Origin of the sequence: Bradyrhizobium sp. AZCC 2289, assembly GCF_036924615.1 — a bacterium.
Taxonomy (GTDB): domain Bacteria; phylum Pseudomonadota; class Alphaproteobacteria; order Rhizobiales; family Xanthobacteraceae; genus Bradyrhizobium.
Genome location: NZ_JAZHRY010000001.1, coordinates 9,424,625 through 9,447,382, shown reverse-complemented (window position 1 = coordinate 9,447,382; position 22,758 = coordinate 9,424,625). Strand labels below are relative to the sequence as shown.

At 61.2% G+C, this 22,758-nt stretch carries 22 protein-coding genes and 1 pseudogene; 10 read left to right on the top strand and 13 right to left on the bottom strand.

Annotated features, from left to right (window positions below; all coding sequences use genetic code 11):
• The first annotated feature begins 169 nt into the window (after positions 1 to 169).
• Both V1289_RS44350 and V1289_RS44345 read left to right on the top strand, forming a co-directional pair.
• On the top strand, positions 170 to 1,711 hold the full coding sequence (locus V1289_RS44350) for an ABC transporter substrate-binding protein (protein ID WP_334405867.1): 1,542 nt from the start codon (positions 170 to 172) through the stop codon (positions 1,709 to 1,711).
• A 311-nt stretch (positions 1,712 to 2,022) separates the two neighbouring features.
• Entirely contained in the window at positions 2,023 to 2,256 is a 234-nt protein-coding gene (locus tag V1289_RS44345) for a hypothetical protein (RefSeq protein WP_334405866.1), read from the top strand.
• Between the two features lie 822 nt (positions 2,257 to 3,078).
• Here the strand turns inward: V1289_RS44345 and V1289_RS44340 are convergent.
• From V1289_RS44340 to V1289_RS44330, 4 genes are all read right to left on the bottom strand, one after another.
• Positions 3,079 to 3,306: a hypothetical protein gene (locus V1289_RS44340; RefSeq protein ID WP_309184699.1), complete on the bottom strand. Its 228-nt coding sequence runs from the start codon at positions 3,304 to 3,306 to the stop codon at positions 3,079 to 3,081.
• Between the two features lie 445 nt (positions 3,307 to 3,751).
• Positions 3,752 to 4,009 carry a hypothetical protein gene (locus tag V1289_RS44335; protein ID WP_334405865.1) on the bottom strand — a complete coding sequence of 86 codons (258 nt, stop codon included), beginning with the start codon at positions 4,007 to 4,009 and terminating at the stop codon, positions 3,752 to 3,754.
• Positions 4,010 to 4,654: 645 nt separating this feature from the next.
• Positions 4,655 to 4,897 (bottom strand): GCG_CRPN prefix-to-repeats domain-containing protein, encoded by a 243-nt coding sequence (locus V1289_RS50080; protein WP_375144036.1) that lies wholly within the window; start codon positions 4,895 to 4,897, stop codon positions 4,655 to 4,657.
• 362 nt (positions 4,898 to 5,259) lie between these two features.
• Positions 5,260 to 6,477, bottom strand: a complete 1,218-nt coding sequence (locus tag V1289_RS44330) for an IS256 family transposase (RefSeq protein WP_334407198.1) — start codon at positions 6,475 to 6,477, stop codon at positions 5,260 to 5,262.
• A 294-nt stretch (positions 6,478 to 6,771) separates the two neighbouring features.
• Between V1289_RS44330 and V1289_RS44325 the strand changes: the two are divergent.
• Together V1289_RS44325 and V1289_RS44320 are read left to right on the top strand one after the other, a co-directional pair.
• Positions 6,772 to 7,613, top strand: a pseudogene (locus V1289_RS44325) (IS5 family transposase).
• Positions 7,614 to 7,863: 250 nt separating this feature from the next.
• Positions 7,864 to 8,217, top strand: coding sequence for a hypothetical protein (locus tag V1289_RS44320; RefSeq protein WP_334405864.1), 354 nt, complete (start codon positions 7,864 to 7,866; stop codon positions 8,215 to 8,217).
• A gap of 475 nt (positions 8,218 to 8,692) precedes the next feature.
• On the opposite strand, the gene V1289_RS44315 is transcribed toward V1289_RS44320, so the two are convergent.
• From V1289_RS44315 to V1289_RS44300, 4 genes are all read right to left on the bottom strand, one after another.
• Complete coding sequence (locus V1289_RS44315) at positions 8,693 to 9,910, bottom strand: IS256 family transposase (protein WP_334407198.1); 1,218 nt, start codon at positions 9,908 to 9,910, stop codon at positions 8,693 to 8,695.
• Between the two features lie 22 nt (positions 9,911 to 9,932).
• The gene (locus V1289_RS44310; protein ID WP_334405863.1) at positions 9,933 to 11,165 is read right to left on the bottom strand and encodes an O-antigen ligase family protein; all 1,233 of its coding nucleotides are present in this window, start codon (positions 11,163 to 11,165) and stop codon (positions 9,933 to 9,935) included.
• 616 nt (positions 11,166 to 11,781) lie between these two features.
• Positions 11,782 to 12,045: a hypothetical protein gene (locus V1289_RS44305; protein ID WP_334405862.1), complete on the bottom strand. Its 264-nt coding sequence runs from the start codon at positions 12,043 to 12,045 to the stop codon at positions 11,782 to 11,784.
• Positions 12,046 to 12,177: 132 nt separating this feature from the next.
• On the bottom strand, positions 12,178 to 12,354 hold the full coding sequence (locus V1289_RS44300; RefSeq protein ID WP_171985903.1) for a hypothetical protein: 177 nt from the start codon (positions 12,352 to 12,354) through the stop codon (positions 12,178 to 12,180).
• A gap of 208 nt (positions 12,355 to 12,562) precedes the next feature.
• Here V1289_RS44300 and V1289_RS44295 point away from each other — a divergent pair, with 208 nt between their 5' ends.
• A complete protein-coding gene (locus V1289_RS44295) occupies positions 12,563 to 12,787 on the top strand; it encodes a hypothetical protein (RefSeq protein ID WP_334405861.1) in 225 nt (74 codons plus the stop codon).
• 63 nt (positions 12,788 to 12,850) lie between these two features.
• Here V1289_RS44295 and V1289_RS44290 read toward each other — a convergent pair whose 3' ends face one another.
• Positions 12,851 to 13,033: a hypothetical protein gene (locus tag V1289_RS44290; protein ID WP_334405860.1), complete on the bottom strand. Its 183-nt coding sequence runs from the start codon at positions 13,031 to 13,033 to the stop codon at positions 12,851 to 12,853.
• Positions 13,034 to 13,156: 123 nt separating this feature from the next.
• Here V1289_RS44290 and V1289_RS44285 point away from each other — a divergent pair, with 123 nt between their 5' ends.
• Positions 13,157 to 13,516: a DUF6481 family protein gene (locus V1289_RS44285; RefSeq protein WP_334405859.1), complete on the top strand. Its 360-nt coding sequence runs from the start codon at positions 13,157 to 13,159 to the stop codon at positions 13,514 to 13,516.
• Between the two features lie 82 nt (positions 13,517 to 13,598).
• Here the strand turns inward: V1289_RS44285 and V1289_RS44280 are convergent, their stop codons facing one another.
• Positions 13,599 to 13,853: a pentapeptide MXKDX repeat protein gene (locus tag V1289_RS44280; RefSeq protein WP_334405858.1), complete on the bottom strand. Its 255-nt coding sequence runs from the start codon at positions 13,851 to 13,853 to the stop codon at positions 13,599 to 13,601.
• 387 nt (positions 13,854 to 14,240) lie between these two features.
• On the opposite strand from V1289_RS44280, the gene V1289_RS44275 reads away from it, so the two are divergent.
• From V1289_RS44275 to V1289_RS44265, 3 genes are read left to right on the top strand one after another with little or no spacing between them, the layout of a single operon-like run.
• Positions 14,241 to 15,263 (top strand): TRAP transporter substrate-binding protein, encoded by a 1,023-nt coding sequence (locus tag V1289_RS44275; protein ID WP_334405857.1) that lies wholly within the window; start codon positions 14,241 to 14,243, stop codon positions 15,261 to 15,263.
• Positions 15,260 to 15,814 (top strand): TRAP transporter small permease, encoded by a 555-nt coding sequence (locus V1289_RS44270; protein ID WP_334405856.1) that lies wholly within the window; start codon positions 15,260 to 15,262, stop codon positions 15,812 to 15,814. Before V1289_RS44275 ends, V1289_RS44270 begins: the two co-directional genes overlap by 4 nt.
• Entirely contained in the window at positions 15,811 to 17,169 is a 1,359-nt protein-coding gene (locus tag V1289_RS44265; RefSeq protein WP_334405855.1) for a TRAP transporter large permease, read from the top strand. Before V1289_RS44270 ends, V1289_RS44265 begins: the two co-directional genes overlap by 4 nt.
• A gap of 129 nt (positions 17,170 to 17,298) precedes the next feature.
• Here the strand turns inward: V1289_RS44265 and V1289_RS44260 are convergent, their stop codons facing one another.
• The 3 genes from V1289_RS44260 to V1289_RS44250 are packed head-to-tail and all read right to left on the bottom strand — an operon-like array spanning position 17,299 to position 21,820.
• Positions 17,299 to 18,207, bottom strand: a complete 909-nt coding sequence (locus V1289_RS44260) for a hydroxymethylglutaryl-CoA lyase (protein ID WP_334405854.1) — start codon at positions 18,205 to 18,207, stop codon at positions 17,299 to 17,301.
• Positions 18,207 to 20,213, bottom strand: a complete 2,007-nt coding sequence (locus tag V1289_RS44255) for an acetyl/propionyl/methylcrotonyl-CoA carboxylase subunit alpha (RefSeq protein WP_334405853.1) — start codon at positions 20,211 to 20,213, stop codon at positions 18,207 to 18,209. The genes V1289_RS44260 and V1289_RS44255 overlap by 1 nt, the downstream gene beginning before the upstream one ends.
• A 2-nt stretch (positions 20,214 to 20,215) precedes the next feature.
• Complete coding sequence (locus tag V1289_RS44250; RefSeq protein ID WP_334407918.1) at positions 20,216 to 21,820, bottom strand: carboxyl transferase domain-containing protein; 1,605 nt, start codon at positions 21,818 to 21,820, stop codon at positions 20,216 to 20,218.
• Positions 21,821 to 22,087: 267 nt separating this feature from the next.
• On the opposite strand from V1289_RS44250, the gene V1289_RS44245 reads away from it, so the two are divergent.
• A complete protein-coding gene (locus tag V1289_RS44245; protein WP_334405852.1) occupies positions 22,088 to 22,735 on the top strand; it encodes a TetR/AcrR family transcriptional regulator in 648 nt (215 codons plus the stop codon).
• Positions 22,736 to 22,758 lie beyond the last annotated feature (23 nt).

The following is a 22,758-nucleotide window of genomic DNA, read 5'->3' as shown; positions in this document are numbered from 1 at the left end:
CCTCGCGGGGACAAGAGACGGAGCCGCCTCTCAGGCGACCGCGCTTTCGATCCTCACTATTTTTTCGGACCCCTCCTTTTTCGGAGTCCTTTTGCCACTCAGGCACGCGCCTGCCGCAAGAGGAGCCGAGGCAGCGCGCTCAGGCACCCTTGCTCCGGGAGGCCCATCCGTGAAAAAGCGAACATTTTTGAGCTCAATTACGCAGACCCTGGTTGCTGCCGGAGCGAGCTTGCTGATAGCGGTGGGAACGGCTGCAGCACAGAAGCAGGGCGGCAGCATTACGGTGGGCCAGGAATTGGATATTCCCGGCTTCGATCCCTTGAAGGTCGGCGTGTATGATACATCCGCGCAATCCGCGGCGGCGCTGATCTACGATACGCTAACCTACCTCGACGATAAGGGCGAGCCGCAACCGAAGCTTGCGCTGTCGTGGACCCATTCAGAGGATTTCAAGACCTGGACTTTCAGGCTCCGGCCGGGCGTGAAATTCCATGACGGCACGCGGTTCAATGCGCAAGCGGTGAAGGAAAATTACGACCGCTGGAGGGATCCCGCCAACAAGTGCCGCTGCGCGTTCTACATTTCCGGCATCCACGACGTGCTGGCGCCCGATGAACTGACGGTCGTCTTTAATCTGAATAATCCGGCGGTGAACCTGCCAGCCAATTTCAGCTTTCCAGGCCCCACCAACGTCACCCATTCGCCGACTGCCTTTAAGACCAAGGGCGACGACTACAACCGCAATCCCGTCGGCACCGGTCCCTACATCCTGAAATCGTGGACTGCGGGCGACCGCATCGTGCTCGAAAAGAACCCGGACTACTGGAACAAGGGCCATCCCTATTTTGACCGCATCGCCCTGAAACCGCTACCCGATGCGCAGTCGCGCTTTGCCAGCCTGCAGTCGGGCGAGGCCGATATCATCTGGGATGACGAGTACGATGCCGACAATATCCTGAAGGCGCAGAAAGATCCCAAGCTGACCGTGCACACCTATACCGGGTCCGGTGCGCAGGTGTGGGCCTTCAACACCAAGGTCGCGCCGTTCGACGACGCGCGCGTGCGACAGGCACTCGTCATGGCGCTCGACCGCAAGAAGTGGTCGCAGGCGGCGACCAATGGTCTTAGCCGACCGGCGACCAATCCCTACGGCGACGGCTCCTGGGTCAAGTGCAAGGATGACGGTGCATTGCCTTACGACGTCGAGAAGGCGAAGGCGTTGATCAAGGACTATGGCAAGCCGGTCGACTTCAAAATGATAGTCACCGCAACTCCGCGCGGCCGCACCAATGGGCAGGTGCTGCAGCAGTTCTGGAAGCAGGTTGGAGCCAATGTCGAGATTGAGCAGGTCGACCAGGCCACCATCCCGCCGCGCGCTTTCATGCGCCAGTTCCAGTTGACGCCGTGGCGCATCATCGATTTCCCCGATCCAAGTCCGCAAATGTATGCGAATTTCCACACCGGCAGCCCGGTCGCGCTCGCGAATTATTCCGATCCCGAACTTGACCGATTGCTCGAACACGCCCGGTCCACGGCCGAGTTGGAAACGAGTACCGAGGACTATTGTGCGATCAGCCGGCTGGTCAACAAGGAGGCGATCTGGTTCTGGGCTTTCCAGAACACCTACTACGCTATTTCAACGAGCAGGCTGAAGGGCCTTCCAAAGCTCCATGCCGGAGTGATCGACGTTTCCAACGCCTGGCTGGAATAAACCCCAGGCCGGGATTTTTCGCGAGCAGGCTGCTTTGTATCGAGCCGGTGCTACTTCAATGACGGTGACAGTGCACTCAATAGAAACGTTGCGGCCGATCGCGAGCGACGTTAAGTGCACCGTCACCGCAATTCCGGTGGCGCGTTTGACCCTTCCGGCATGACCGGTATTTCAGCGATGCTTCCGGCCGGCGGATGGCGTCGAGTGAAATCGGCAAATTCATCTGGCCGAATCGTCCCACCTCTGTGAGCCAAGTCACAGGGGACTTCCTTCCCCCGCTGCAAACTGCCGGTTTACGGAGGGCTCAAGCCATGACGCAACTATCTGCGAAAATTCTCATCCGGCGCATCATGATCGTGTGCCTGATGATCCTCATACCTGCAACGGGCATCGCGATCGCAACCGTACCTCAGGCGGAACCCATCAAAAACAACGTTAAAGCCTATGCTGAACCCGTACTCAAATACACATCCATGGTGGGCGGATCGATACCCCTCATCCAAATTGTGAAAGCACTGGTTCACAAGGGTTGGAAGCACGCGTAATGCGGTTTGCCGATGTCGAGCGGCCCGCGCTTTGATGCGGCATGCTCCAACGGCGTCGCCCCGTCCAACTCAGTCGCATGCCGATTGCGGTCCTGACGCCGCGAGGCACGGTTCGGACGCGCAAGAAGCCCGTCCCCAATTGGCATGAGCGGATTGGGCATGGGCTGCCGTTCAGCAAAGATTGGAACGCTCGTCCCTGATGTGCCGTCGGCGATTAAGGTTGAGCGGTTAGCTTAACGAGCGACGATTGTTGCGAAGCCGCTCTGCCTGAGTATTGATTTCGTTACCGAACAATTTCCCCAAGATGCGTTCGGGCCCACACCGGCAAAGCCGTCAGGCGATCATACTCCGCCTGGCGGCTTTGTTTTTCCGCGAAGGACTGAGCAATTCTTAAGGACCTGAAAAAGCGAGACTGGATATTCGTGGCGATATGCGTTGCCGCCTCAATTTCTCTCGGAATCTACAGCGTCAAGCTTGCCCTCGCCTACAAGGCGCAAAATGACCCGCTCCGTGCGATACAAAGGCCAACCTGATCAGTTGCAACCTGATCAGTTGATTGAGCTTGCCGTCATGCGAGCCTTGAACCGCTGGAATTACGGTGTCAGGAATTTCGGTGACAGTGCACTCAATAGAAACATTGCGGTGCACCGTTCGCGAACGACATTAATTGCACTGTCACCGTAAGCAGCGCCTGGGGCAAGCGGGACGCCGATGGCCGCCCGAACTTCAACCGGAATGCCAGAGTGCCTATCGGCGGCATGGGGTATCGGATAATCGCAGATGCCTGATCGCCCGTTGCCGCCGGACGCCGCCACTCTCCGGTTACATTCCGTGGCTCTGGAACACCTTCTGGCAACCCTTGCTCAGCTTCGTGCGATTTTGCTGCAAACATTGCTGAACCGCGTTGTCGTCGCCCAACTGCTTCCGGCAAAATCGCTGTGCGTCTCGTGTGCACGCCTGTTGTTCCTGCGGGGTGCCCATATGGCCCTGAGCCAATGACGATGACGCTCCGATCAATAACGCGATGGCGGCGAGCATTAGTTGGCGCATCGATCATCTCCATGAATTTGTGTTTAGACCCAATCGCGGGATAAGGCGGCAACCCGTTATGCGGTTCCTCCGGGTCCGGTTTGATGTCCTTGGGGCCAGGGAGATGTCAAAGCATACAGGCTGGGGCCGTGATTTTGACGACCCGATCCCCTGCCCGACGGCGGCCAGTTCGTCATGCTCAAGGATGGTGCCGACTACATTGTAGCGTAACGCTGCCGGCGAATACGTCGGCGCAAGATGACCGGCAATTCGCAATGAAAATTCTGATCGACGCGGCTAATCGTGCCGGCATCGTCATACTGCGCGGATTGCAGTGCTGCGGGCGCTGAACCACGACGAGCCTGATCCATCTGTCGCGCCACGGCGCAAGCGCGTCAAACTCTACAGACTTGTAAAATGAGAACCCGCCGCCTCAGCCCGGCGGTTTTCCTCCGCACGCAGAAGGTTACTTGGATTTTGCACCTGCCGTGGATCCGGTTGTTTGACCAGGTGCATAGCCGGACGCACCAGGGCTTCCCTTCTTGGCGCCCTTCGCCTGCATCTCCTGCCCTGGTGCGTAACCGGAAGCTCCGAGGCTACCTTTCTTGGAGCCCTTGTCCTGCATCTCGTGGCCTGGCGTCTTGCTCGATACGCCTTGTGCCAATGCAACCGGCCCGGACACCAGAATGGCCACGGCAGAAAGTGTGATGATTGGGAGTCTCATTTAGTTCTCCTCCTTGGATGAACCCCGCCAACCAACCTCTCGAACCAACAGCCGTTCCATGAACCAACAATCTCGCCGGGCCTGTTCCCTTTATGTGCCCAGCCCAGCGCGCCCCAATCGTCAAAGTTCCAATAACGCCCCCCTAATTGAGGGGCGCGTTCCGTTAACGTACGTCCCGCAACAATTAGCGATTGCATACGGAACCGCTCGCGATCCCGTGAGCCTGTTTCTTGGGACAGGTAGGACGAAACAGGCCGAGCCCTCCGACGAAGCCCGTTTCCATTCTCGCGAAGATTTCCTGAAACAGACCGGCCCTAGGCTCTGGAGTCTGGCTTAAACAAGAGGGTCAGGTCATGTGGGATATCATCAACATACTGTACCGCGAATATTGCCTGTCACGCATGATTGAGATGCGGCAGTTCGAACTCAAGCACTAACGCTGACCTCGATGGGGAGCGAGAAGCCAGTTAGGGCTGCGATTGTTGCGGCGCTACCGATCGCCGTTGTCGTTTGGGCAACGGTTGGCCCGCCGCATCAAACGACAACAACAATCCGTCTCGCCGGCAAATCGTAGGCCCATCACCTATTCCGGCTCATAACATTGGCATTGCTTGCCGAGGATCAATTGCCTCATGTCGCAGCGCCTTACTCCGCCGGGAAACATGCTCGCTTACTCCGGCGCCAGACGTACCCATAACCACCACACGGGGGGCGAGGCTGGGCCCCGGCGGGGCACTCGTTCCATATGCGGGCGCCGGTACCCCAGCCGTCGACGACGCATGCGCCACCGGGCGTGCTATGGCAACCGGGCCCGCATCCGTCTGCGGCGTTAGCGGGGCCGATGCCGGCAACGATGGCGAAAAGAGCCGCGATCAAAAAGGTTCTCATACCGCTCTCCTTCTTTTGGTCGATAGCAACACCCGGCAGAGGCTCGAAGTTCCCTAAGCGCAGGTGAGCGAATTACGGTGACCGTGCACTCAATAGAACCATTGCGGTGAACCGTTCGCGAGGGACCTTAAATGCACTGTCACCGTAATTCCGAAAGCTGAAGAGAGACGAATGACCGTTGTTTAGGCTCGGTGACGAGCGGCAGCCCGGGTTTTTTGTTCCGCCTCAACCACAATCCTGATTTCCTGTGCGCTACAGAGTGCCCGCCTGATGTTTGGATCTTCCGAACCAAATTCGGGTGCCGTCGGAGAAGTGGTTGGAATTGGGCGTGGCGCATTCTCCGGGAACATGAGGGTATCGTTTCAGGCTGCGAGGTCAATCGGCTGATTGCCAGGCTTTACGGCGAGCGTCTGCCATCCATCGACCTTGCGCATGTTGATCTGTCCAGAGGCGAGCAGCGCCCAGAACAACATGGCTGCGGTGTCTGCTGACGGCAGCACGGTTTGCGTCTTGATTCTTCGCTTGAACTCTTCGTGCAGCCGCTCGATTGCATTGGTGGTGCGCACGCTGCGCCATTGGCTCGGCGGCAGGCGCGTGAAGGTGAACAAGCGTTCTCCTGCCTCCTCCAGGCTGTCGGCGACGGCGCGATGCTTGAGCCTCCATTTGCGGATGAAGGCTTTGCGGCGCGCTTCGATCTCCTCAGGCGTCGTCGCGTAGATCATGTCGTTGTAATCAGCGGTGATCTCGTCATGCAGCCGCTCTGGGGCATGTGCGAACAGGTTCCTGTGCTTGTGGACCGTGCAGCGCTGGACCGGCACGCCGTCCCAGACGGAGGCGATGGCCTTGTCGAGCCCCGGCGCGCCATCGACGATGAGGAATTCCGGACGCCGCAGCCCGCGATTGATGAGGTCAGCAAGGACAGTGCGCCAGGCCTCGGCGCTCTCGCCGCCCATGCTCTTGATCGCGAGCAGCACCTTCTGGCCGTCCTCGCGCACGCCGAGAACGACCAGCAGCGAGATGGAGGTCGCCTTGCGGTCGAGCCGCACGCGCACCACGGTGCCGTCGAGGATCAGGCGCACGATCGGCTCTCCAGTCAGCGAGCGGGTGTGCCAGGCGTCCCAGTCGCTCTTCACCTTGCGCCAGGTCCGGCTCACCGTGTCCTTGCCGACCGTCCCGCCGAACAAGGCCGCGAGCGCGCGACGCACCCGCCGCGTGTTGGTGCCAGCGAGATACGTGCTCGCGATCAGCGCGTCGGCGGCCAGTGTGCGCCGCTGATAGGCCCGCAGCGTCTGGCTCTTCCATTCGGTCGTCTTGCCATCGGCAGTGGTCAGACGGGCGCGCGGCACCGCGATCTCGATCGGTCCGAACGTGCCGGTCAGCGATCGCGTCCGGCTGCCGTGGCGGTGGCCCGCAACGCTCGCTCTTCCTTCGTTGCCGGACATCGGGATGCGCCCGTAACGTGGCCGCGAAAGTGCCGCCTCGAGCTCGCCGCGGAGCAGTTCTTCGATGAACTCACGCGATCGAGCCCGCACTTCGGCCTCAAGCGGATCAAACCAATTGTCGAAAAGATCGCCGGCCATATCGGCCGCAGGCTGCAAAGAATCAGGCTTCGTGGTAGTGCTCGTCATGGCGTGGTCTCCAGTCCGACGCTTCAACGCCGGATGATTCGAGGTTGATCACCCCGGAGACTACGCCACACTCAATTCCTACCAACCCCGCGACGGCACCCAAATTCGAACGTAATGAGCCTGTTGCAGTGCGCGCAGTTAATCTGGAAATTAGGTCTGACCTTCTGAGTGTCTGTCCGAAAACATGTTGAATCATCGGAATCATTTGTGATTCAAGGGAGGCGGTCCGAATCTGAAGGAGCGCCGATGTGGACGAAAGAGAACCGCGGTCGTTACGACCGCAGCCGGCTACGCTATCCCAGCGATTTGACCGATGAGGAATGGGCGTTGGTGAAGCCGCTGATTGCGTCAGCCAAGCGAGGCGGAAACAAGCGCACGGTGGATGTGCGTGAGGTGGTCAATGGTCTGATGTATGTGCTGAGCAGCGGTTGCCAATGGCGAGCGATCCCGAAGGATCTGCCGCCGCGCAGCACGGTGCACGGTTATTTTGACTTGTGGACTTGGGACGGCACGCTCGATCGCATCCATCACGCGCTCTATGTACAATGTCGGGAGTTGGCCAACCGAGAACCCAGCCCGAGCGCCGCCATCATCGACAGTCAAAGCGTCAAGAGCGCGGAAAAAGGGGGGCGTGGATTGACCCGCATGGCTACGATGCGGGAAAGAAGATCAAGGGCAAGAAGCGCCACATCCTAGTCGATACCCAGGGCTTATTGCTCCACGCCCTTGTACATTCGGCGGACATCCAGGATCGTGACGGCGGGGTGCTGGTGATGGCCACACTGTTTGGCCTGCATCCATTCCTGCTGAAGCTCTATGCCGACGGCGGCTATCAGGGGCCGATCTTTCAGTCCGCCGTTCGCAAAATCCTCCGGCAAATCGACGTGGAAATCGTCAAGCGTTCCGATACAGCAAAGGGCTTTGCGGTCTTGCCCAAGCGATGGATCGTCGAGCGCACCATCGCCTGGCTCAATCGCTGTCGCCGCTTGGCCAAGGATTGGGAGTGCCTCAACCGAAAGGCCTTGGCGTTCTTGCGCCTTGCCTCAATCCGCCTCATGCTCAGAAAGCTCTGTCAAAAAACAGCATGATCCCGGACAGACTCTGAGCCCGCTCCCTAAATACCTGGGAACACTTCGTGCATTTGATTCTGACCTTATCGTCGATCATGAAAGGCCCCGAAAGAGGCAAATCATCTCCCGCAGATCTTAAGGGACTGATAATTTGATTACGTCATGGCGGCCCGCTGTCGATACCCGCAATTGGCGGGGGCTCGGGTCTGTTCCGGACCCAACGTGTAGAGCCATTTGCCTGCCCGCTCGCGGCGAGATCCAATGGCGCATGCCCGCCGTTGCAAACAAGCCCAACCAAGCAGAACATCCGCCGGGCCAATACCGGGGAAATGCAATGAAGGTCTTTGCCGCGACACTTACCTTGCTTGTTTCAAGTGCTGCCGCCGCTGAAGAGTGCCAGACGTGCTCAATGGCCGACGCCTGCATAAAGGCGTACCTTAAGGCTACGTCGGAGGCCCAAAGCGCCACCAAGCAGGCAATCCGGGATTGGAAGCAGAATCTGGACAGAAAAGCCTCCGCAGAATTGTCCAGCAGGGGCACGCTCGCATTACAAGACGCCATGGAGTCGCAAATTCGTTTGGAGCTTGAGCGCCTGAAGGAGTGCTTGGCTAAGATTAGGTAGCTGAGACCCGCGCGGTCGCCAACGCTTACGCCGTGCGAGGGAATTACGGTGACAGTACTGTCACCGCAACTCCGTTGTGCGTTTCCAGCTCGTTTCAAATTGAAGCGGCCCCAGGAGCCGCGTGGCCTGGGGCCGCCCAATCCAAGCGCTTGCCTACGGGGGCCAGGATAAGCCGGCGCTTAATGATTGCGCTCCAAAGAAGACATCGACGCAAGGCTAGCGGTGGGGTTTTGCTCGGTCCATTCGCGGTACCCCTAATCTAAATTGGGGCGAACCCGCCCCCCGGGCACGGCGCAGTCCATTGAACAGGGCGACGGCAGCGGAAGCCGTCATCGCTATGCGTCCGACTTTTCGAACAACCTTGCTGCCAGATCAAACCACTAATGACTGAGTTTTAGGTGATGGATGGCGGTGCCGTCGGAGAAGTGGTTGGAATTGGGCGTGGCGCATTCTCCGGGAACATGAGGGTATCGTTTCAGGCTGCGAGGTCAATCGGCTGATTGCCAGGCTTTACGGCGAGCGTCTGCCATCCATCGACCTTGCGCATGTTGATCTGTCCAGAGGCGAGCAGCGCCCAGAACAACATGGCTGCGGTGTCTGCTGACGGCAGCACGGTTTGCGTCTTGATTCTTCGCTTGAACTCTTCGTGCAGCCGCTCGATTGCATTGGTGGTGCGCACGCTGCGCCATTGGCTCGGCGGCAGGCGCGTGAAGGTGAACAAGCGTTCTCCTGCCTCCTCCAGGCTGTCGGCGACGGCGCGATGCTTGAGCCTCCATTTGCGGATGAAGGCTTTGCGGCGCGCTTCGATCTCCTCAGGCGTCGTCGCGTAGATCATGTCGTTGTAATCAGCGGTGATCTCGTCATGCAGCCGCTCTGGGGCATGTGCGAACAGGTTCCTGTGCTTGTGGACCGTGCAGCGCTGGACCGGCACGCCGTCCCAGACGGAGGCGATGGCCTTGTCGAGCCCCGGCGCGCCATCGACGATGAGGAATTCCGGACGCCGCAGCCCGCGATTGATGAGGTCAGCAAGGACAGTGCGCCAGGCCTCGGCGCTCTCGCCGCCCATGCTCTTGATCGCGAGCAGCACCTTCTGGCCGTCCTCGCGCACGCCGAGAACGACCAGCAGCGAGATGGAGGTCGCCTTGCGGTCGAGCCGCACGCGCACCACGGTGCCGTCGAGGATCAGGCGCACGATCGGCTCTCCAGTCAGCGAGCGGGTGTGCCAGGCGTCCCAGTCGCTCTTCACCTTGCGCCAGGTCCGGCTCACCGTGTCCTTGCCGACCGTCCCGCCGAACAAGGCCGCGAGCGCGCGACGCACCCGCCGCGTGTTGGTGCCAGCGAGATACGTGCTCGCGATCAGCGCGTCGGCGGCCAGTGTGCGCCGCTGATAGGCCCGCAGCGTCTGGCTCTTCCATTCGGTCGTCTTGCCATCGGCAGTGGTCAGACGGGCGCGCGGCACCGCGATCTCGATCGGTCCGAACGTGCCGGTCAGCGATCGCGTCCGGCTGCCGTGGCGGTGGCCCGCAACGCTCGCTCTTCCTTCGTTGCCGGACATCGGGATGCGCCCGTAACGTGGCCGCGAAAGTGCCGCCTCGAGCTCGCCGCGGAGCAGTTCTTCGATGAACTCACGCGATCGAGCCCGCACTTCGGCCTCAAGCGGATCAAACCAATTGTCGAAAAGATCGCCGGCCATATCGGCCGCAGGCTGCAAAGAATCAGGCTTCGTGGTAGTGCTCGTCATGGCGTGGTCTCCAGTCCGACGCTTCAACGCCGGATGATTCGAGGTTGATCACCCCGGAGACTACGCCACACTCAATTCCTACCAACCCCGCGACGGCACCTGGATGGCTGCTCCTAAGCTGCAATCCACCGGCGATACCTACACCCAGGACGTAAAGCCATCCCTCGTGAAAGTCGAACAGGTGAGAATTGACGAGGCTGCTGATTACATTCTGCACAACGACGATAAGTCCAATCCAGCTGATCAGGGTAGTTCCTGGAAATAATGAGAAGTGAAAATACCACATCGCGAGGAGAATCATTGTGCCGAACAATCCCCACTGGATCGCAACGTAAAGCGTCTGGTTATGGGGATTGCGGATCAAGTTGCCCCACTCTCCCGTTTTTCCCTCGGCCTGCCGTTGAAAAATTTCTTTCGTCGAGCCCGTGCCGTGGCCAAGCAAGGGGGCCTCCATGATCGATCTGACCGACGCGCGCCAGTACGCAAGACGTTCGCCGTCTGAGGTGGCCACCTCGGGAGTGTCACGATTGAGCTTGTAGTCCCGGACAACAAAATTGACGCGAGTGTTAAGATAGGGAGATGCGAATCCAACGACCGCTGTCGCCATGAAGCCGATCAGGCAAACCAGAATTGCCTTGTTCCGTGTAAAATATTTGGCTGCGAACAAGATTTCCAGAACAGGCGCGTAAAGCACTGCCGTTCGCGCCAAGGCGACAAAGGTCATATTGAGATAAAACCCGAGCGCCATGCCACCGCAAAAAATGGCCAAGGCCATCTGCCGCTTTTCGATGAGCGTGAGCACGATCACCAATAGCGCGAAGATGCAGATCGCAAATTCCTGGCTCTGATCGATGTAATTTCGAACCGGCACGCCGGGGAATTTGGTTGCTTCGATCTTCAGATCAGGTGCGAAGAATGCGATGAATGACACCGCCAGCAATATCGAGCAGGAGGCGAGAAAGGCGACCAACGCCCAATGCCCACGCTGAGAGCGCTGGAAATGATAGAACAGGAACGGCATCGCCAGGAGCTTGGCGACAGGCCTTAGTCCATCAAGTCCTACCGTCCACGAATCGTCCGCCCAGGACATTCCGAGGATGGCTAGTCCAAAAAAAGCGATTGGAAGAAAACTGGCAGGACTTTTCAGAGAGCTGAAAAACGACCGGTAGTTGATCGTCGGCAACAAGACGATGAACCAGATTGACATGAAGGCAGCGACTGCAGTCGTCGACCACGGAAGCGCCGCAGCAGAAAGAGCCGGATACAAATCCGCGCACAACAGCCAAAACCACGACTGTGGCCAGGATGCGATAGTCCGCAGAACAGACGGTCGCGGAAGAACTGATGCTATTTCTGACATTGAGGCCCCCAAAGCAGGGAACCATGTCCAGTACTGCTAAAATAAGAGCCACCTTAGTATTAGTCGTATGGATAAACGCGCTCTTCCGCCACTGGTTGTAGCCTGCTACTCTTCGCCCCCGGGTTGGCTCAATCGCTCCCAGTGTGGGCCGATCGATGGCAAGGCCCCCGAATTCCGAAAAACCTGGCGGCGATCCCTCAGGGGCCCCAAACCGCATGTCAGGTCAGCGAAACTTCCCAGGAAGTTCAACGTGATTTGCCCTGTCCAGTCCTGCGCGAAAAAACATTCCGCTTAACCCGTCGTGTAAATCAGCGCTACCAGCTCGCCCCGTCTCACCCGATGAGGGGGCGGATGCGGTCGTCACGAACGCGCGGTGGGATGCGGTGGACGCGTAAGCTGCGACTGACGAGCGTGGCCGAAGCGGACGGCGAAGTCGTGTGGTCCTGGCGCGGTGCCCTGAAGGTTAACTCCGCGGTCGCGCGCACGGCTCCTTAACCTTGCGGACTGACGCGGACGCCGTGTGCTGCACCCTGGTGCAGGTCGTCCAGACGAACGCGATCCGGCTGCATTCCCAATTCGGGCCAAGCGCCGCACCGGAAACCGGTTCCGGAGAGGCCAGGCCAATCGCAAGCACCGCCGCGACGCAGCCAAGCGACACGATGGCAGCGACGAGAGCGATATTCTTGCGGGTCCACAGATTGCGCAACATGGCGGCTGTCCTGTTCACGGGCGCTGTCCTGTTCACGGCGGGAGAATAGGATTGCGCCAGCCTCCCCTGTGTGAGCGAAATCACAGGTTTTCGGCCTTTTGGCAGCGCGATTTGCCGCAGGGCAGCACAACCCGAAATAGCGGGTCGTTTTCACTGCGCGGGCTGAATGACGTTGCAGTTGGTACGGCCCGACATCAGGCAATCCTGCATCTTGCTGGCCGCCGTCAGGTCGTGCGCCAGCCACAGGCCGACCGCCAGCATCGCGACCGCGATCAACAATCCGGCGATCGCGCCGCGCCGGTTCGGGCTTTCTTCGGGATCGGTCATGATCGCGTTGGTTCCAAAACGCTCGCTACCTTTATTGGCCGCGAGCTTGTGCCACCCATCAGCGTCACGCCAGAGTTCGGCGGATCAATTCTGCAACACTGGCAGGATTAAACATACGAGACGGGTATAAGTGTCGCAAATCCGTTGCGCTCGCGCGGACGTTGAGAAACACTGTTCACTCGGGGAAAGCGCGTGTGCGGGGCGTGCCATGAGTAAGCAGGAAGCGGGCTACGACTATCATCGTTACCGGAAATTGCTGGCGGAAGCGGTCGACGACAGCAAGCGGCTTGAGCTGATCGACCTCTTGATCCAGGAGAAGGCCCGCGACAGGCTGGAAGCCCAGCGGACATCCGACCGGGTCGCGATGACGACGATAACGGTCGCCAAAATCCTGGGTCCGTCCGGGCGCCGCGACAATTTCAAGCTCGGCTAGCGCGCGCCGAGACCCAAGGAAACGCGATTTGCGGGACCAACCCGCCGCTGGCGGCGGCTAGCCTCATTTCTGCGACGCGAACATCACCAGCGAGCCGACCAGCCCGAATACGGCGCAGGTCAGCAGCCCATATTGCAATACCGCAACCGCCTGCCGCGGGGCTTCGGTCGCGGTCGTCATGTCGTAAATCAGCCAGGCCGAGGTCGCCCCACTCATCAGCATCAGTTTCGGCCACTTGCTGTTCACGGAAATCTCCCTGTCTGTGCCCGTTGGACGCTGGTATTTTGCCCCGGGTTCACTTAAGCCGAGCGCCAAGCCAATCTCATCCCGCGTCCCACAACCGATACTGAAAGCGACAAGGCCTCTTTTATGAGTGGATTCAAGGAACCAAGTTTTGCCGACCGCCAAAAGGCGGCGCAGCAGGCGCGGCAGGACATTTTGAATAAATTCCGCGCCAAGCCGGGACCTGACGATCCCGAGGTCAAGCAGCGTCAGGCCGAGCGTGAGGCACAGGCCGCCGCGCGCGCCAAGGTCAGGGAAGCCCGCGAGGCCGCCAAGGCCGAGCAGAAGGCGCGTGAGGTCGAGGCCGCAGCACTTGCCGCCGCCCAGCTCGCCCGTGAAAAGGAAGAAGAAGCCGCTCGCCTGGCCGCGCTCGAGGCCGAGCAGAAGGCCAAGCGCGACGCCCGCTATGCGGCCCGCAAGGGCGGCGGCAAAGGCAAGAAGAAGTAACTGATACGTTCGGGCGGTACCGCCGCAGACGACACAGGCCCGCCCTGGGGGCAAGGCGAGCCTGTGAGACGGCGAAGCGCGATCAGTTCTTCTTCATGCCGTCCTTCGCCATCCCGTCGTCTTTCTTCATGCCGTCCTTCATCATCCCGTCGTCTTTCTTCATCGCGTCCTTTTTCATGCCATCGTCATTCTTCATGGCATCCTTGGACATCGAGTCCTTCTTCATGCCGTCATCCTTGCCCATCTTGTCCTGGGCGAAGGCGGCGGGCGCAAGCGCGAGGCTGAGCGAGAGAACGGCAGCGGAGAAGCCGAGGCCGAAACGGGTGCTGATCGTCATGGGTTGGTGATCCTTGTTGGGGTCGATGTTTGAAAGCGACTTCTTGCCGCTCTCCCCACGACGATCCCGGGATATCTTTTGTTACGCGCCGGCCCCAACGTTCCGGCGTTGTAACGGATAGTTGAACCAGGCATTCGCGATGGCTGCGAGAACGATCCCGCGCTAACAGGGATTGGACGTATTGTTGGCGGAGTCGGCGTGAGAAATCCTCCCGTCCAAACACCCGCCCAGGAAGTCGATCGAGGGTGCACCGCAGCAATTTCGGGACTTGCCGCCGCGCTCGACCTCGAACTATCAGACTAGAGAAACTCCGGCCCGATACCGGCTAACATGCGCGCAACGCCGGCACAGAACGCGCCCAACAAGAACAGCATCAGGGGAAAACACATGCTCACACGCCGCCACGTCATCGTCACCGCGCTTGCCGCGCCCGCCATCCTGCGCTTCGGAACCGGGACTGCGCACGCCGCAACCACGCTGAAAATCTCGCACCAGTTTCCCGGCGGCACCGTCGACAAGGGCGATTTCCGCGACCGCCTGTGCCGGATGTTCGCCGCCGAAGTGGCCAAGCGCAGCAATGGCGATATCGCCGCCGAAGTCTATCCGAACTCCTCGCTGATCAAGACCAACGCGCAGTTCTCGGCGATGCGCAAAGGCGCGCTGGATATCAGCCTCTATCCGATGCCCTATGCCGGCGGCGAATTGCCGGAGACCAATATCGGCCTGATGCCGGGCCTGGTTGCGACCTACGATCAGGGCATGCGCTGGAAGAAAGAGCCGGTCGGCAAGGCGCTGACCGATTTCCTGGCCGACAAGGGCATCATCCTGCTCAGCTGGGTCTGGCAGGCCGGCGGCGTCGCCAGCCGCTCCCGTCCGCTCGTGGCGCCGGAAGACGCCAAGGGGCTCAAGGTTCGCGGCGGTTCGCGCGAAATGGACATGGTGCTGCAGACCGCCGGCGCCGCCGTGCTGTCGGTGCCGTCGAACGAGATCTATGCGGCGATGCAGACCGGCGCTTGCGACGCCGGCATCACCTCCTCCACCAGCCTGATCTCGTTCCGGCTGGAGGAGGTCGCGAAGTCGCTGACTTCGGGCGCCGGCGCCTCCTACTGGTTCATGCTGGAGCCGCTGATGATGTCGAAGGCTATCTTCGATGGCCTACCGAAGAACCAGCAGGACATCATCCTCGCGGTCGGCGGCGAACTGGAAGCGTTCGGCCGCAAGGGCGCGCAGGACGACGATCTCGAGGTCGCCAAGGTCTATGAAAAGGCCGGGGCCAAGGTCAGCGCGCTTGATGTGGCAACCGTCGGCAAGTGGCGCGACATTGCGCGCGATACCGCGTGGAAGGACTATAGTGCCAAGACGACGACCGCAGCCAATCTCTTGAAGCTTGCCAGCGACGTCTCCGCATGATGCACGGTCCGATTGCGGATCAAGCCGAGGTTTCCAGCACTGCCACGGGTTCTTCGCCTGTGGCAGCGCTCGAACGTGCGCTTTCCTTCTGCAACAATGTCATCGTCGTCTTCGCAGCACTCGCGCTGATCGCGGCCTGCGTCATCCTGAGCTACAGCGTGCTCGGCCGCGCCTTGTTCCACAGCGCCAATTACTGGCAGGACGAGGCGGCGGTGTTCCTGCTCGTCGGCGCCACCTTCATGACGTCGGCCTATGTGCAGCAGCAGCGCGGCCATATCGGCATCGAGGCGTTCGTCGGATTGCTGTCGCCGATGGCGAACCGCATCCGGCTCTGGCTGGTCGATGTCGCAAGCTTGCTGTTCTGCGCGTTCTTTGCCTGGAAATCCTGGACGCTGGCGCATGAGGCCTGGGTCGACGGTCAGGTGTCGAATTCGATGTGGTCGCCGCCGCTGGCGATCCCCTATGGGCTGATGGCGGCGGGCATGACGCTGTTGTGCGTGCAGATCCTGCTGCAGATCGTGATCCCGCTCAGCGGTGCGGCGCGCCGATGACCGTGCTCGGAATTGGGATCAGCTACGGTCTTGCGACCCTGCTTGCGATGTTTTCGGGCATGCCGATCGCGTTCGCACTCGGCGCGGTCGCCGTCGTGTTCATGGGCATCTATATGCCACACGCGTCGCTCGATACCGTGACGCAGAACGTCTACGAGGAAATGGCCTCAATCACGCTGCTGTCGATCCCGCTGTTCATCCTCAAGGGTGCCGCGATCGGCAAATCCCGCGCCGGCCAGGACCTTTATTCGGCGCTGCATGCCTGGCTGCATCGCGTGCCCGGCGGGCTTGGGGTCGCCAACGTGTTCGCCTGCGCGCTGTTCGCGGCGATGGCGGGCTCCTCGCCCGCGACCTGCTCGGCGATCGGCTCGGCCGGCATCCCCGAGATGCGCAAGCGCGGCTATTCCGGCGGTTTCGCCGCCGGCATCATCGCTGCCGGCGGCACGCTCGGCATTCTGCTGCCGCCGTCCATCACCATGATCCTGTTCGCGGTGGCCGCGGAAAAATCGCTCGGCCGGCTGTTCCTCGCCGGCATCGGGCCCGGGTTGTTGCTGGTAACGTTGTTCGGCATCTATGCGGTGATGCGTTTCCGCAAGGAGTACGCCACCGCGCACGCGCTCTACACCGCGACCGGCACGGACTCGGCCATTCTCAAGCGCGACGATTTTACCATGGCCGAGCGGTTCAACGTGCTGCCGCGCGTGCTGCCGTTCGTGCTGCTTTTGACCGGCGTCATGATCGCACTCTATGGCGGCTACGCGACGCCGTCAGAAACCGCAGGGCTCGGCGGCTTGCTGGCGCTGGTGCTGATCGGGCTGATCTACAGTGTGTGGCGGCCTTCCGACCTGGCGCCGATCCTCAAATCCACCATCCGCGAATCCACCATGCTGATGATGATCATCGGCATGTCGCTGCTCTATTCCTATGTGATGAGCTATCTGCACATCTCTCAATCGGTCGCCGAATCGATCGTCGCGATGCATCTGCCGCGCTGGGAATTGCTGTTCGCGATCCTGGTCATGGTCGTCGTGCTCGGCTTCTTCCTGCCGCCGGTCTCGATTATCCTGATGACCGCGCCGATCATCCTGCCCCCGTTGCGCGCCGCCAATTTCGACATCATCTGGTTCGGCGTGGTCATGACCATCGTGATGGAGATGGGCCTGATCCACCCGCCGGTCGGCCTGAACATCTTCGTCATCCGCAATGTCGCGCCGGATATTCCCTTAAGCGAAGTGATCTGGGGCACGCTGCCGTTCGTGCTCCTGATGATGCTGGCGGTGCTGTTGCTGTGCTTCTTCCCGGGGATTTCGACGTCCCTGCCCGATCTGGTGATGGGGCCGGATGGGGGAAGGTAGCGAACTCGTCATTGCGAGGAGCCAACGGGTCGCGCGAATGCGCGCCCGATGACAGGCTCCGCGACGAAGCAATCCATTCTTTTTTGCGCGGCGAAATGGATTGCTTCGCTTCGCTCGCAATGACGGTGGTTAGTTTTGCGCTCGCCTCTTCGCATTCAACGCCGCGGCCACCCGGCTCACCGGCGGACGCCCGATCAGCTTGCTGACCTCATTGGTCGCAGCCACCAGCTTCGCCATATCGACGCCCGTCGCAATCCCCATGCCCTCCAGCATGTAGACCACATCCTCGGTCGCAACATTGCCGGTCGCACCGGGCGCATAGGGGCAGCCGCCGAGGCCGCCGGCGGCGGAGTCGATCACCCGCGCGCCCTCCTCCATGCCGGCATAGAGATTGGCCAGCGCCTGGCCGTAGGTGTCGTGGAAATGCATCGCGAGGTTAGCCATCGGCACGCTGCCGGCAACCGCCCGCATCAGCTGCCGCGCCTTGAGCGGGGTGCCGACGCCGATGGTGTCGCCGAGTGAGACTTCGTAGCAACCGAGGTCCCACAAGGTTTTGGCGACGTCGACGACCCCCTGCGGCCTGACCTCGCCGTCAAAGGGACAGCCGAGCACGCAGGAGATATAGCCGCGCACCTTGATGCCATCGGCCTTGGCGCGGGCCAGCACCGGCTTGAAACGCTCGATCGATTCCTTGACCGAGCAATTGATGTTGGCGCGCGAAAACCCTTCCGAGGCGGAAGCGAACACCGCAATCACCTTGGCTCCGGCCGCTTGCGAGGCGTCATAGCCCTTTTCGTTCGGCACCAGCACGTGGAATTCGGCGCCCGCGATATGGCTGACGCCGCGCAGCACCTGGTCGGAATTGACCATCTGCGGGATCGCCTTCGGCGATACGAAAGCGCCAACTTCGACAGTATGCAGCCCGGCGCCGATCAGCGCCCCGATGAAGGCGATGCGATCGGCAACGCTGATCGGAGTCTTCTCGTTCTGCAGGCCGTCGCGCGGGCCGACTTCAACGATGCGGACGGTGTCGCTCATCAGGCCGCCGCCGGCTCGATTTCGGCGAGTTCGACGCCCTCACCGACGATATCGCCGACCTTGCATTTGATCTTCTTCAACACGCCGGCAAACGGCGCGCGCAGGGTCTGCTCCATCTTCATGACCTCCAGCGTCAGGATCGCCGCACCCTTCTCGAGTATCGCCCCCTCCTCGGCCAGCAATGCCACCACCGTACCCGGCAACGGCGCCACGATCTTGTCTTCGCCGACCTGTTCCTCGGTCTCGCCGCCAAACGGGTCGACCCAGTGCAGGTCGAAACGGCCGTTGCGGGTGCGCAGATAGAGTTCATGGCCCTCGATCACGGCTACGACACGCGATTTCATCCCGTCGAGCGTCAGATCGAAACCGCCGTCCTCAACCGACGACGCGGAAAAACCGAATTCGCGCTCGCCGATCGAGAGCGTCGACGGCCCGCAGCCGTAGTGCAGGGTGACCTTCTGCTCGGCGCCCTGCCCCTGGCGGAACGCGAACACGCGCTGCCGCCGGCCGACCGGCATCCAGCCAGAAGTCTGCCACGGCGAGTGCGCTTCCTTGCGCGCCGCCCTCTGCTCCTCGCCGGTGATGGCCGCTACCGCGGCGCAGAGTTCGAGATCGCCCATCGTGCTCGACGACGCCGTCAGGCCTTTCAACTCGCGCTCGATGAAGCCGGTATCGATCGTATTCGCCCGCACGTCGCGGTGTGTCACCAGCGCCGACAGGAACGGGATGTTGGTGACGATGCCGCGGACGTCGGTCTCCTCCAGCCCGCGATTGAGCCGCTCGATCGCGGCCGCCCGTGTTGGCGCCCACGCGATCACCTTGGCCAGCATGGCGTCGTAATGGGGCGACACCGCATCGCCGGCGCGATAGCCGGCATCGACGCGCAGGCCGTCGGTGGCGTCGGGCGTCCGCCAGGTCTTGATGCGGCCGACCGAAGGCATGAAATTCTTCTGCGGATTTTCCGCATAGACCCGCGCCTCGATGGCGTGACCGTTCAGTTTGATTTCGTCCTGCTTGAGCGGCAGCTTTTCGCCGAACGCCACCCGCAATTGCCATTCGACCAGATCGACGCCGGTGATCAGTTCGGTCACGGGATGCTCGACCTGCAACCGCGTGTTCATCTCGATGAAGAACACATCCTTGCCGTCGGAGACGAATTCGATGGTGCCGGCGCCGACATAATTGACCGCGCCCGCCGCCTTGCGCGCCGCGGCGCAGACCGCATCGCGCTGCGTGGCATTGAGTGTCGGCGACGGCGCTTCCTCGATCACCTTCTGGTGCCGCCGCTGCAGCGTGCATTCGCGTTCGAACAGCGACAGCAGATTGCCGTGGCTGTCGCCGATGATCTGCACCTCGATGTGGCGCGGATTCTGGACGTATTTTTCGATCAGCATGCGGTCGTCGCCGAATGCCGCCTTGGCCTCGCGCTTGGCGCTGACGATGGCGGCGGAAAGCTCGCCGGCCGAGGTGACGACGCGCATGCCGCGGCCGCCGCCGCCGGCGGACGCTTTCACCAGTACCGGGAAGCCGATCTCGTCGGCGGCCTTGGCCAGAACCGTCTCGTCCTGGGCCTCGCCGTGATAGCCGGGCACCAGCGGCACGCCGGCCTGCTCCATCAGGAATTTTGAGCCTGATTTCGAGCCCATCGCCGTCATCATGGCGGCGGTAGGACCGACGAACACCAGGCCGGCATCGAGGCAGGCTTGTGCGAATTCGGCGTTCTCCGACAGGAATCCGTAGCCGGGATGCACCGCCTCGGCCCCGCTCTGGTGCGCCGCTTCGATCACGCGCGCAATGTTGAGATAGCTGTCGCGGGCCCGCGCCGGCCCAAGCAGCACGGCCTCATCGGCCTCAGCGACATGAAGGGCGTCGCGGTCGGCCTCGGAATAGACCGCAACCGTGCGCAGGCCCATGGCCCTGGCGGTGCGGATCACGCGGCAGGCGATCTCGCCGCGGTTGGCGATAAGGAGCGTGCGGAAACGCCGGTATAATTTTGAGCGATCCATCGTCACATCCTGAACAGGCCGAATTTCGTCGGCTCGATCGGCGCATTCGATGCCGCCGACAACCCAAGGCCCAACACCAGCCGCGTATCGGCGGGATCGATCACGCCGTCATCCCAGAGCCTTGCTGTGGCGTAATAGGGATTGCCCTGGCTCTCATATTGGGCGCGGATCGGGCTGCGGAATTTGTCTTCCTCTTCCGCCGACCAGGTGTCGCCCTTGGCCTCGATATTGTCGCGGCGGACCTGGCTCAGCACCATCGATGCCTGCTCGCCGCCCATCACGGAGATGCGGGCATTCGGCCACATCCAGAGGAAACGCGGGCTGTAGGCCCGCCCGGACATGCCGTAATTGCCGGCGCCGTAGGAACCGCCGATCACGACCGTGAATTTCGGCACACCGGCGGTTGCCACCGCCGTCACCAGTTTGGCGCCGTCGCGCGCGATACCGCCGGCCTCGTATTTCTTGCCGACCATGAAGCCGGTGATGTTCTGCAGGAACACCAGCGGGATATTGCGCTGGCAGCACAACTCGATGAAATGCGCGCCCTTCAGCGAACTCTCGCTGAACAGGATGCCGTTATTGGCGATGATGCCGACCGGATAGCCCCAGATATGGGCGAAACCGCAGATCAGCGTCTGGCCGTACAGCTTCTTGAATTCGTCGAATTCGGAGCCATCGACCAGCCGCGCGATGATGTCATGGACATCGAACGGTTTTCGGCCGTCGGCGGAGACCACGCCGTAGATCTCTTCGGCGGGAAACAGCGGCTCCTTCGGCTCGCGCATATTCAGCACGGCGCGCGTCGGCTGTTTCAGCGTCGCGACGATGCGCCGCGCGATCCCGATCGCGTGCGCGTCGTTCTGGGCGTAGTGATCGGTGACGCCGGATTGCCGCGAATGCACGTCGGCGCCGCCGAGTTCTTCCGCGGTGACCACCTCGCCGGTCGCGGCCTTCACCAGCGGCGGACCGCCGAGAAAGATCGTGCCCTGATTGCGCACGATGATGCTCTCGTCGGACATCGCCGGCACATAGGCGCCGCCGGCGGTGCACGAACCCATCACGATGGCAATCTGCGGAATGCCCTGGGCGGACATTTGCGCCTGGTTGTAGAAGATGCGGCCGAAATGCCGTTCGTCGGGAAAGATCTCGTCCTGCATCGGCAGGAAGGCGCCGCCGGAATCGACCATGTAGACGCAGGGCAGATTGTTCTGGCGGGCGATATCCTGCGCGCGCAGATGTTTCTTCACGGTCATCGGATAGTAGGTGCCGCCCTTGATGGTGGCATCGTTGGCAACGATGACGCATTCGCGGCCCGAGATACGGCCGACACCGGTGATGACGCTGGCGGAATGGACGTCGCCGCCATAGAGGCCATGGGCGGCCAGCGGCGACAATTCAAGGAACGCGGTGCCGGGATCGACCAGGAGATCGACGCGCTGGCGCGCCAGCATTTTGCCGCGCGAAACATGCCTCGTGCGCGAAACTTTGCCGCCGCCGCCGGCCACCTGATTGAGCTTTTCGCGAAGCTCCGCGACCAGGCCGCGCATCACGTCGGCGTTGCGGGCGAACTCGGAGGATTTGGGATCGATCGTGGAGTGAAGCGGCATGGTCATTGGCTGGCCGTTGAAATGTTGCCTTCAAGTCAGTTGTAATAGGCCATCTCGCGAGGTTGCGCGACCGGCCATCAGGTTAAAAACGATCATACGTTTTTTTAATCGACTAGCAAGGGGACGCTGCGTTTTTGGCACTATTCGCTGAATGCAGCCGTTATGCCGTTGAAATTCCTAGCATCTCGTGCAATAATCATACGATCGCTTGTATGTTTAGATGAGTTCCGTAGAGCGCCTCGATCGACAAGCACCCTTGAGGACAAGATGGCACGCACGATCGGCTCATACGGCCCAAAGACGCTGGAAGCGATCCGGAAGGCCGGGCTGCGCCTGATCTTCGAACATGGCTACGGGGCGATGAGCCTGCGCCACCTCGCCGCCGAGGTCGGAATCCAGGTTGGGTCGCTGTACAATCATATCAGTACCAAGCAGGAGCTACTGTTCGGCCTGGTGCAGGACCACATCAACGAGTTGCTTCGTCAGCTCGATCTCGCGCTGGAAGGGAAGCAAGGGCCGGTGGAAAAGCTCCGCGCCTTCGTCGCATTCCACGTCACCTACCACATGAGCCGGAAACGCGAGGTCTTCATCGCCAATTCCGAACTGCGCTGCCTCGAGCCGAAGAACTACGATGCGATCGTCGCGCTGCGCACCGCCTATGAGCAACGGCTGGCGGGAATTCTCGCGGAGGGAGTTTCCGAAGGCGTCTTCGAAGTCGTCGATGTTCAGGTGGCGACGTTTGCGATCCTGGCCCTTCTGACCGGCCTCTGCGCCTGGTACCGGCCGGGAGGACGACTGACCAAGGAAGCAATCGTCGCCGCCCACGAAAAGCTGGTGCTGTCCGGCGTTTCGCCCCAGGCCGCGATTTCCTCCCGAAGTGCCCGCAAGCATCCGCGGCGCATTGCGTCCGTCTAGCGGCGGCGACTTTTGGAGCGCAG

What these genes read in the sequence shown, in the direction of transcription:
- V1289_RS44345 (WP_334405866.1), top strand. Translation starts at nt 2,023, where the DNA reads ATGACGCAACTATCTGCGAAAATTCTCATCCGGCGCATCATGATCGTG.
- V1289_RS44340 (WP_309184699.1), bottom strand. Translation starts at nt 3,306, where the DNA reads ATGCGCCAACTAATGCTCGCCGCCATCGCGTTATTGATCGGAGCGTCA.
- V1289_RS44335 (WP_334405865.1), bottom strand. Translation starts at nt 4,009, where the DNA reads ATGAGACTCCCAATCATCACACTTTCTGCCGTGGCCATTCTGGTGTCC.
- V1289_RS50080 (WP_375144036.1), bottom strand. Translation starts at nt 4,897, where the DNA reads ATGAGAACCTTTTTGATCGCGGCTCTTTTCGCCATCGTTGCCGGCATC.
- V1289_RS44330 (WP_334407198.1), bottom strand. Translation starts at nt 6,477, where the DNA reads ATGGCCGGCGATCTTTTCGACAATTGGTTTGATCCGCTTGAGGCCGAA.
- V1289_RS44320 (WP_334405864.1), top strand. Translation starts at nt 7,864, where the DNA reads ATGCCCGCCGTTGCAAACAAGCCCAACCAAGCAGAACATCCGCCGGGC.
- V1289_RS44315 (WP_334407198.1), bottom strand. Translation starts at nt 9,910, where the DNA reads ATGGCCGGCGATCTTTTCGACAATTGGTTTGATCCGCTTGAGGCCGAA.
- V1289_RS44310 (WP_334405863.1), bottom strand. Translation starts at nt 11,165, where the DNA reads ATGTCAATCTGGTTCATCGTCTTGTTGCCGACGATCAACTACCGGTCG.
- V1289_RS44300 (WP_171985903.1), bottom strand. Translation starts at nt 12,354, where the DNA reads ATGACCGATCCCGAAGAAAGCCCGAACCGGCGCGGCGCGATCGCCGGA.
- V1289_RS44295 (WP_334405861.1), top strand. Translation starts at nt 12,563, where the DNA reads ATGAGTAAGCAGGAAGCGGGCTACGACTATCATCGTTACCGGAAATTG.
- V1289_RS44285 (WP_334405859.1), top strand. Translation starts at nt 13,157, where the DNA reads ATGAGTGGATTCAAGGAACCAAGTTTTGCCGACCGCCAAAAGGCGGCG.
- V1289_RS44280 (WP_334405858.1), bottom strand. Translation starts at nt 13,853, where the DNA reads ATGACGATCAGCACCCGTTTCGGCCTCGGCTTCTCCGCTGCCGTTCTC.
- V1289_RS44275 (WP_334405857.1), top strand. Translation starts at nt 14,241, where the DNA reads ATGCTCACACGCCGCCACGTCATCGTCACCGCGCTTGCCGCGCCCGCC.
- V1289_RS44270 (WP_334405856.1), top strand. Translation starts at nt 15,260, where the DNA reads ATGATGCACGGTCCGATTGCGGATCAAGCCGAGGTTTCCAGCACTGCC.
- V1289_RS44265 (WP_334405855.1), top strand. Translation starts at nt 15,811, where the DNA reads ATGACCGTGCTCGGAATTGGGATCAGCTACGGTCTTGCGACCCTGCTT.
- V1289_RS44260 (WP_334405854.1), bottom strand. Translation starts at nt 18,207, where the DNA reads ATGAGCGACACCGTCCGCATCGTTGAAGTCGGCCCGCGCGACGGCCTG.
- V1289_RS44255 (WP_334405853.1), bottom strand. Translation starts at nt 20,213, where the DNA reads ATGGATCGCTCAAAATTATACCGGCGTTTCCGCACGCTCCTTATCGCC.
- V1289_RS44250 (WP_334407918.1), bottom strand. Translation starts at nt 21,820, where the DNA reads ATGCCGCTTCACTCCACGATCGATCCCAAATCCTCCGAGTTCGCCCGC.
- V1289_RS44245 (WP_334405852.1), top strand. Translation starts at nt 22,088, where the DNA reads ATGGCACGCACGATCGGCTCATACGGCCCAAAGACGCTGGAAGCGATC.